This window comes from Streptomyces flavofungini, assembly GCF_041028215.1.
Classification (GTDB): Bacteria; Actinomycetota; Actinomycetes; order Streptomycetales; family Streptomycetaceae; genus Streptomyces; species Streptomyces flavofungini_B.
On sequence record NZ_JASKYR010001039.1, the window covers coordinates 1 to 2,615 of the forward strand.

Annotated in this window: 4 protein-coding genes; all 4 read right to left on the reverse strand. The window is 70.6% G+C overall.

Going from position 1 to position 2,615, the window contains the following annotated elements; translation table 11 throughout:
• Positions 1-228: 228 nt before the first annotated feature.
• The gene (locus AB8Z36_RS38095) at positions 229-435 is read right to left on the reverse strand and encodes a hypothetical protein (protein WP_369217947.1); all 207 of its coding nucleotides are present in this window, start codon (positions 433-435) and stop codon (positions 229-231) included.
• Positions 436-445: 10 nt separating this feature from the next.
• On the reverse strand, positions 446-1,075 hold the full coding sequence (locus tag AB8Z36_RS38100; RefSeq protein ID WP_369217948.1) for an ArsR/SmtB family transcription factor: 630 nt from the start codon (positions 1,073-1,075) through the stop codon (positions 446-448).
• A gap of 169 nt (positions 1,076-1,244) precedes the next feature.
• On the reverse strand, positions 1,245-1,907 hold the full coding sequence (locus tag AB8Z36_RS38105; protein WP_369217949.1) for a hypothetical protein: 663 nt from the start codon (positions 1,905-1,907) through the stop codon (positions 1,245-1,247).
• Between the two features lie 147 nt (positions 1,908-2,054).
• On the reverse strand, positions 2,055-2,615 hold a 561-nt coding region (locus AB8Z36_RS38110; protein ID WP_369217950.1), incomplete at its 5' end, for a hypothetical protein.

Below are 2,615 nucleotides of genomic sequence, written 5' to 3' on the forward strand. Positions count from 1 at the left end.
CCCCCACCTCCCCCGACCAGGGTCCGCCGTTCCCCTACGGGGCGTGCCTCGCCGCCACCGCGAAGAAGGGGGAGAGCAAGGCCGAGGGAAAGTGGCACTGCGACCAGCTGGTCAAGAAGGGGTGGGTCACTCCTCCGCCGAGGGGCTGACCGCACGTCCGGGGGCCGCCGGGACCGGTGGCCCCCACGCCGGGGACCATGATGGCGGTTCGGGCCTCGGAACGCTCCGTCAGGACACCGAAGGGGACGGCCGGTGTGCCGCGTGCGTGGAGTAGGGGCCGCGCCGTGCCGGGGCGGTGGCCAGGCGGAGGCCCAGTTCGACCATCGTCCAGCCGAGTCGGGTACGGAGTTGGGGACGGCGCTGCCGTAAGGGTGCCGTTCGGCGCAGGTCGGTGGCGCGGGTGTGGTGCAGGAGCAGGTGTATGTCGGGGTGCAAGGCTGTCTCCTCACTCGGTGGAACGGGTCGGGAAGACGTGGGTGTGCAGGCGGACCTTGGCGGAGTTCGGCGTGTCCGCGTCCACGGCCAAGGGGCGGTAGCTCTCGATGATTTCCTCGATCTTCTGGCCCAGTTCGGCGGTCAGTTCGGGCGTGAGGCGCAGGGTGTAGTCACTCATGTCCGCGCTCTCGGTCCACTCCTTCGGCCACTCGCGCATCGTGCCGAGCCAGGTGGAGAGCTCCTGGGTGTGCAGGGTCGCGTGCTCGTGGAGATAGAGGTCGGCGGCGCCCCGTACGACGGGGTCGGGGTCGTGCCGCAGCGACTCATCGAAGTACGTGCCCTGGTGACTGGCCCGCCACCAGCGCTCGCGCCCCTTACCCCGCTCCGGATCGTCCTCGACGAAGCCGTGCGTGGCGAGCTGGCGCAGGTGGTAGCTGGTGGATCCGCTGGACTCGCCCAGGCGCTCCGCGAGTTGCGAGGCGGTCGCGGAGCCGTCGAGCCGCAGCGAGGCGAGCAGGCGCATGCGCAGCGGGTGGGCGAGCCCCCGCAGCGAACGGGCGTCGAGCTGATGGATCTTCCGGGGCTCCCGGCGCTCGCCCTTCTGCCCTCGCCCCTCTTCGCGCTCTTCCTCTTGCCTCATAATGGCCAGCCTAGAGTTGCAAAGACTTCGTTGCAACGGTTTCTTTGCAACTCGGCCGCGCAGATTCCCGCGCATCCAACGACGAAGGTGCCCACTTCGTACGAAGTGGGCACCTCAGGGGGGTCCGGTAGGGGGTGGCCGCCGTGGCGCGGGCACCTGCCGCGCATCCCTACTCGTGCGCGCTGATCACGCCGCCGGTGCTGAGCACCATGTAGATGCCGTTGGCGACGCCGCCGTCGTCCTGCTGGTCCGCCTCCAGCGTGCCCATCACCACGCCGTCACGGCCCAGGATCTGCGCGCGGTAGTGCAGGTCACCGACCTTGGTGACCTTGGCCGTCCAGCCGCCCGGGAGCTTGAACGTGCCCGGACCCGCGTGCCCGCCGCCCAGCCAGGAGTGGACCTTGCCGTCCGGGGTCAGCACGATGAACATGTCGTTGGCGTCGAGCCCCGCGTCGTCCCCGTTCGCCTCGATCGTGGCCAGGACGTCGCCCCGGCTGACGATCTTCGCGCGGTAGTGCTGGGCGCCGATCTTGTGGATCTCGGCCGTGCTGCCGTCCGCGAGGCGCTCCTTGCGCACCGGGGCCGCCGCCTTGGACGAGCCGGAGCGCGCGACGGCCTTCGACGCGCTGACGGTGATGCTGTTCGAGCCGTCGAGCGCCTCGGCCCGGCCGTCCGCCGTGCGGGAGGTGGAGACGGAGACGGTCTTGCCCGGTCCCGCGGCGGCGTCCTCGCCCCCGCCCTGCCCCGCGATCAGCGACAACATCGCGGCGGCGGCGACAGCGGCAAGGGCCGCGGAACGGACGGTACGGCGAGCACCACGAGTCGTCTTCATGAGATCCCCCAATACGTTGGCAGGCGATTGGCGTACGTCGACGGGACGCGGTCCACGCACCCGTCGTTCTTTACGCCTACTCAGATGGTGGTCTCCCGGCAGCCGTTCACTCCCGTCTGTCCGCGTTTGGTAACAGCCGGTCCACGCTCACTCGAAGGCCGCGGTCACCTCGACGTCCCGGTCCAGTCGAGGTGCGCAGACGGCACCCGCGGCAGCGTCGCAGTCACCCGACCACCCGCTGAAGGACGCGTCCGGGTCGGTGAGGGGCGCGGGCAGCTCCAGCTCCCTCGCCGGGACGGGGATCTTCTCGCATGTCTTCGGTACGACCGGCTTCGGTACATCCGGCTTCGGTACGACCGGCTTCCGCTTCGGGGCCCGCTTGCAGAGCTGTTTGTTCTCGCCGTCGACGACCGTGACCGTACGGTCGTCCGCGCCGCTGAACGCGACGGTGAGGTGGACGAATCCGGCGCCGGTGAGTGAGGCCCTCGCGGTGTCCGCGCCGGAGGTGACGGTGAGCGCCGTGCTCACCGGACCCGTCCGGCGTGGCGCGAACGCGACGGACACCGTGCAGGAGCTGTAGGCCCGCAGCCGCTCCGCACAGGTGCCGCCCACCCGCCTGAAGCCGCTGTCGAGGGGAATGTACGCGGCGTCGAGGGCGATGGCCCGGCCGTTGGGGTTGGTGACGGTGAAGTCCGCCTCCGGGGACTC

Coding starts and splice junctions, on each gene's coding strand:
- AB8Z36_RS38105 (WP_369217949.1), bottom strand. CDS start 1,907: ATGAAGACGACTCGTGGTGCTCGCCGTACCGTCCGTTCCGCGGCCCTT.
- AB8Z36_RS38100 (WP_369217948.1), bottom strand. CDS start 1,075: ATGAGGCAAGAGGAAGAGCGCGAAGAGGGGCGAGGGCAGAAGGGCGAG.